This window comes from Kineococcus arenarius subsp. arenarius, assembly GCF_050871845.1.
Taxonomy (GTDB): Bacteria; Actinomycetota; Actinomycetes; order Actinomycetales; family Kineococcaceae; genus Kineococcus.
Genome location: NZ_JBJLSE010000152.1, coordinates 1 through 5,215, shown reverse-complemented (window position 1 = coordinate 5,215; position 5,215 = coordinate 1). Strand labels below are relative to the sequence as shown.

7 protein-coding genes are annotated in these 5,215 nt (G+C 75.9%); 2 read left to right on the top strand and 5 right to left on the bottom strand.

Annotated elements, in window-relative coordinates:
• Window positions 1-42: 42 nt before the first annotated feature.
• The 3 genes from ACRYM0_RS20175 to ilvA all read right to left on the bottom strand — a co-directional run bounded on the left by ACRYM0_RS20175 (window position 43) and on the right by ilvA (window position 2,656).
• Window positions 43-960, bottom strand: coding sequence for a CARDB domain-containing protein (locus ACRYM0_RS20175; RefSeq protein WP_432507634.1), 918 nt, complete (start codon window positions 958-960; stop codon window positions 43-45).
• Between the two features lie 177 nt (window positions 961-1,137).
• The gene (locus tag ACRYM0_RS20170) at window positions 1,138-1,311 is read right to left on the bottom strand and encodes a DUF4236 domain-containing protein (protein ID WP_432507633.1); all 174 of its coding nucleotides are present in this window, start codon (window positions 1,309-1,311) and stop codon (window positions 1,138-1,140) included.
• Window positions 1,312-1,363: 52 nt separating this feature from the next.
• Complete coding sequence (gene ilvA, locus ACRYM0_RS20165) at window positions 1,364-2,656, bottom strand: threonine ammonia-lyase IlvA (protein ID WP_432507632.1); 1,293 nt, start codon at window positions 2,654-2,656, stop codon at window positions 1,364-1,366.
• An 89-nt stretch (window positions 2,657-2,745) separates the two neighbouring features.
• On the opposite strand from ilvA, the gene ACRYM0_RS20160 reads away from it, so the two are divergent.
• A complete protein-coding gene (locus ACRYM0_RS20160; RefSeq protein ID WP_432507635.1) occupies window positions 2,746-3,078 on the top strand; it encodes a YnfA family protein in 333 nt (110 codons plus the stop codon).
• Between the two features lie 179 nt (window positions 3,079-3,257).
• Here ACRYM0_RS20160 and ACRYM0_RS20155 read toward each other — a convergent pair whose 3' ends face one another.
• Together ACRYM0_RS20155 and ACRYM0_RS20150 are read right to left on the bottom strand one after the other, a co-directional pair.
• Window positions 3,258-3,923: a hypothetical protein gene (locus tag ACRYM0_RS20155; protein WP_432507631.1), complete on the bottom strand. Its 666-nt coding sequence runs from the start codon at window positions 3,921-3,923 to the stop codon at window positions 3,258-3,260.
• Window positions 3,924-4,008: 85 nt separating this feature from the next.
• A complete protein-coding gene (locus ACRYM0_RS20150; RefSeq protein WP_432507630.1) occupies window positions 4,009-4,434 on the bottom strand; it encodes a hypothetical protein in 426 nt (141 codons plus the stop codon).
• A 202-nt stretch (window positions 4,435-4,636) separates the two neighbouring features.
• Between ACRYM0_RS20150 and ACRYM0_RS20145 the strand changes: the two genes are divergently transcribed.
• Window positions 4,637-5,149 carry a DUF3145 domain-containing protein gene (locus ACRYM0_RS20145; protein ID WP_432491294.1) on the top strand — a complete coding sequence of 171 codons (513 nt, stop codon included), beginning with the start codon at window positions 4,637-4,639 and terminating at the stop codon, window positions 5,147-5,149.
• Window positions 5,150-5,215: the final 66 nt, after the last annotated feature.

Below are 5,215 nucleotides of genomic sequence, written 5' to 3'. Positions count from 1 at the left end.
GCCCCCACCCGTGCGGGTGGGGGCGCTCACGCGTACCGGTCCTCAGAAGTCGAGGTCCACGTCGAGCTGCTCGGTGTGGGTGCCCAGCAGCTTCGACGGGTTCCCGCCCGCGTCGAGCGCGTAGCGGTGCGAGACGAGCTTCGTGGCGTGCAGGTGGGTGAAGGAACCGGTGGAACCCTCCGGGCAGGACATGCCGTAGACGGGGTCGCCGTACGCGTTCCGCAGGATCTCGCCCAGGTCGATCGGGGCCCCGACGACCCTGGTCGCGGTGCGGCTGGCGGGCACGAGCACGTCGCCGTTGCCCGCGAAGGGCCCGCTGTAGCCGTACTCGGTGTTGCCCGCGCTGTAGCTGCCGAGGCGCTGCTCGGTGCCGGGGACCTCGACGTGACCGTCGTCGGTGAAGCAGGCGGCGTACCCGTCCCCGGTCAGCTGGTTGGCCACCCCGGTGGCGCGGCCGTCGGCGGGGGCGGTGACGACGGGGGAGTAGTCCTGCAGCGTTGTGCGGAAACCCGCGGTGGCGGCGACCTGCTCGGTGCGGGTGTTGTTGCGCTCGTTCGACTCGCCGATGCGGCGCGCGTCGTCGACGTAGGCGGTGATGGCGGTGGTGCCGGCCGCGGCCGTCCACGTCGCGCCGGCGCGACCGCCGTTGGCGGTGACGGTGACGCTCTGGCCGGGCGCCAGCGAGGAGGTGCGGCTGTCGGACCAGGTGACGGTGGTGCCGTCCGGCGTGCGGAAGCCCACGCCGTGGACGACGCCCCGCGGGGTCGCCCCCGTGCCCCGGTTCCGGATGGTGGCCTTGAACGTGACCTGCGCGCCGGCGGCGACGGCCTGCGGGCTCCAGGACACGTCGGTGACGACGAGGTCGGGTGCCGGCGCGGCCGCACCGGCCGGTGCGGCGACGGCGAGCGAGCTGACGAGTGCCACGCCGCCCACGACGATGGCGCTGATGGAACGCTTCACGATGCTTCCCCCCTGAACGGATCCCCCCGTGCGGCTTCGAGTGACTACCCTCAGCCACCACCCAGCATAGGAAGTCGCTCGAACGGGCGCAGGGAAATACGGAACGTCATCACCTGATCGGGCTAAACAGTTCCTGACCGCACGGATCGAGGGGCGCTGCGGCCATCGCGGGCCCGGCTACCGCCAGAGGCGGCCGTGCCAGGTCAGGCCCTTGAACAGCCGCACCGCCACCCGCCCCCGGGAGTCGACCGTCACCCGGCCGAAGCGCTTGGACGCGCGCACCCCGTGGTTCGACGCGGCCACCCGCACGCCCCGCCCCAGCACCCGCGACCCCCGGAACACCCATCCCATGCCCGGCCAACGCGGCCGCACCGGCGGCGGTTCCGCGCGCCGGGCGGCGCGCTCACAGCAGGTACCGGTACAGCGGCTCCGCCGCCGAGATCCGCTCGAACGACGGGGGAGCGGCGGCCATCCGCTCCAGCAGCGCCGGCAGGTCGTCGCGGGAGGGGATCTCGATGCCCACCAGCGCCGGGCCCGTCTCGCGGTTGCTGCGCTTGACGTACTCGAACAGCGTGATGTCGTCGTCCGGCCCGAGCACCTCGTCCAGGAAGCGCCGCAGCGCCCCCGGCTCCTGCGGGAACTCCACCAGGAAGTAGTGCTTGCGGCCCTCGTGCACCAGCGCGCGCTCGACGACCTCCGCGTACCGGCTGACGTCGTTGTTGCCCCCGGAGACCACGCACACCACGCTCTGCCCCGGCTCCACCCGCACGGCTCCGGCCAGCGCGGCCGTCGCCAGCGCCCCCGCGGGTTCGGCGATGATCCCGTCGCTCTGGTACATCGCCAGCATCTCCACGCAGATCGCCCCCTCGGGCACGGTGACCAGCTCCACCGGCGCCCCGGCCACCACCGCGTGCGTGACGTCCCCGACGCGGCGCACCGAGGCGCCGTCGACGAAGGAGTCCAGCTGCTCCAGGCGGACCGGGCGGCCGGCGGCCAGCGCCGCCGCCATCGACGGCGCGCCCTCCGGCTCCACCCCGACGACCCGCACTCCCGGGTGCCGCTCGCGCACCCACGTCAGCACCCCGGCGAGCAGGCCACCGCCGCCCACCGGCACCACCAGGACGTCCGGCGGCGCCTCGCCCAGCTCGGCGAGCTGCTCCAGGACCTCCACCGCGACGGTGCCCTGGCCGGTGAGGGTGCGCACGTCGTCGAACGCCGGCACGACGGTCGCCCCGGTCTCCTGCGCCTCCAGGGCGGCGGCGGCCGCGGACTCGTCGTAGGTGTCGCCGAGCACCACCGTGTGCACGAACTCCTGCCCGAGCGCGGCGATGCGGTCGCGCTTCTGGCGCGGGGTCGTGCGCGGCACGTACACGCGCCCGTGCACCCGCAGCGCGGCGCACGCGTACGCCACGCCCTGCGCGTGGTTGCCCGCGCTGGCGGTGACGACACCGCGCTCGCGCTCGGCGGCGGTGAGCTGCGCGACGAGGTTGTACGCGCCGCGCAGCTTGTAGGAGCGCACCACCTGCAGGTCCTCGCGCTTGAGGCGCACGTGCGCGCCCGTCGCCGCCGACCAGCGCGCGTTGGTCAGCAGCGGGGTGCGCGTGACCACCCCGTCGAGCCGCCGCGCGGCCGCCTCGACGGCGGCCGCGTCGGGCAGGGTCGTCGTCGCGGTCGGCCGCGGCACCTCTAGCGTCATGCCCCGATCCTCCCGCGCGCCCGGGCGTGCTCGCGACGAGGGGCCGGACGCTGGGCGAGGTCGGGGAGGTGCGGGTGGACGGGGCGCAGGTGGTGGTGCGCACCGCGGCGCTGTTCGCCGCGGCCGCGGTGCTGGAGATCGGCGGCGCGTGGCTGGTGTGGCAGGGCGTGCGCGAGCACCGCGGCTGGTGGTGGTGCGGGCTGGGTGCGCTGGCGCTGGCCGGCTACGGGTTCGTCGCCGCCCTGCAGCCTGAGGCGTCGTTCGGGCGGGTGCTGGCCGCCTACGGAGGGGTGTTCGTCGTCGGCTCCCTGCTGTGGGGGGTGGTCGTCGACGGCTTCCGCCCCGACCGCTGGGACCTCACCGGCGCGGCCGTCTGCCTGGTGGGGGCGGCGATCATCGTGCTGGCCCCCAGGAGCCCTTGAGCGCTGCCCCCGCGACTGCGGGGCCGAGGGGAAGAGGGTGGCGCCGGACCGGGAAGCGCCTCACGGCGCATCGCCGCTCGTAGCGGCTTCAGTTGGGACCCGGGGCTACCGCGGCCCGGCGCCTCGACCATTGTAACGACCGGGCCCCGGATCCAGCGCGGTCGAGGGTGGGGCGGGGGTCAGCCGAGCTCGCCGGCGCGCCAGCGGTGCGCCACCGCCTCCAGCTGCTCGGCGGTGCGCAGCATGCGCGCCGCCGAGAGCGTCAGGTCCGCCGCCGCGTCCTCCGGGTCCGGGTGGCGCCCGGTGTGGCGGGGTTCGTCGGCGTGGTGGGCGCGGCCCACCGCGACGATCCGGCAGAACGCCGCCGCCCGCTCCAGCGTCACCGCGAAGTCGCCCTCCGCCACCCCGGCGAGCACCTGGTCGACGACCGCGACGACCTCGGCCGGCCCCGGGGGGTCCGCCACCCCCGCCACCACCTCCAGCACCGGGGTGTACCGCCGGCCCTCGGCGTACTGCCGGGCCACCGCCGAGGGGGCCCGCTGCACCCAGGTGCGCAGCACGTACAGCCGCCACAGCGCACCGGCCAGGGAGTCGGCGGGTGCGTCCGCCCACAGCGCGGCGATGACCTCCAGGCCCTCCTCCTGCGCCAGGCGCACCACCCGCCGCGTCACCTCCGCGTCCTGCGCCGAGCGCGCCCCGTGCACCAGCGCGCTGGCGGCGGCGTGCGCCGCCTCCTGCGCCGCGGACGGGTCGACGCCACCGGCCAGGGAGACGAGGGCGTCGGGGCCGGGCATCGCGGGGCGGTGGTGGCGGCGGGGCGGCTGCGCGCCGGGGGAGTCGGGCACGGTGCCGATGGTGCCACCGGGCACCCGTTCCTGCCGAGGGGCCTGGCGAGGGGTCCGCTGCCGGGGCGCCGGGGGTGCGTCCGGCTCAGCCGGCGAACGGCGGCGGCGGCGCGGCCAGCGTGGCGCGCGGGCAGTCGCGCAGCCGCAACCCGCCGTGGCTGAGCGCCTCGTCGCACAGGGACTCCACGCTCCAGCCCAGGTCGGCGCCGAAGCGGGTCACGGTGACGCGGTAGACGGTGATCTCGTAACGGGTCGGCGTGCCGTACGCGACGTGGATGCGGCCGATCAGCTCGGCGCCGGCCACGTTCTCCGACCCGTTCCAGGGCCGGTCGAAGCGGCTCCACAGGCTCGGGCCGCTCTGCCACACCCCGCCGTTCTGCACGTCGCGCAGCGCCAGCTCGACCAGGACGGCGCGCGCGGCCTCCTCGGGCACGATGGCGGCGGGCCGGATGACCTCGGACAGCTCGCCCTGCGGGGAGGTCCGGGGCGCGGGGGCCGGCTGCTCGTGCACGACCCCCCATCGGCAGACCCCGGTGGGGACTGAAGCGCGACACGCCGGTGTCCCGCCCCCGCGAGGAGTGGTGGTGCCTGCCGTAGCGGTGAGGCATGATGAACGCAACAGCACGTCCGGTAGTCGTTCGGACACGTTCACCTGTGCGTGGTGCGAGGCCGTTGGGGAAGACGCCCTTCACACCGATGCAGAGGAGGACGGCATGTCCGGTGCGATCACCCGCGGCGTGCTCTACGTGCACTCCGCACCGCGAGCGCTCGTCCCGCACGTCGAGTGGGCGGCCGGCGGTGTCCTCGGCGTGCGCGCGTCCTTCGACTGGACCGCGCAGCCGATCGCGCAGGGCTGCCTGCGCGCCGAGTACTCCTGGCAGGCCCCGCAGGGCTCGGGGGCCCGGCTGGCCTCCGCCCTGCGCGGCTGGGCGCACCTGCGCTTCGAGGTGACCGAGGAACCCAGCCAGGGCTGCGACGGCGGCCGCTGGAGCCACACCCCCTCGCTGGGCATCTTCCACGCCGTCACCGACGTGCACGGCAACGTCCAGGTCCCCGAGGACCGGGTCCGCGCCGCCCTGGAGCTGCTGGACGGCCCCGCCGCCGACCCGGCCGCGGCCCGCCGCGCCCTGGCCCTGGCCGTGGGCGAGGCGTGGGACTGCGAGCTGGAGGTCTTCCGGCACGCCGGTGACGACACCCCGGTGCGCTGGCTGCACCACGTCGGCTGAGGCACCGCGTCGGCTGAGGAGCACCCGCCGGGAACGCGCGAGGGCCCCGCACCCGGTGGGTGCGGG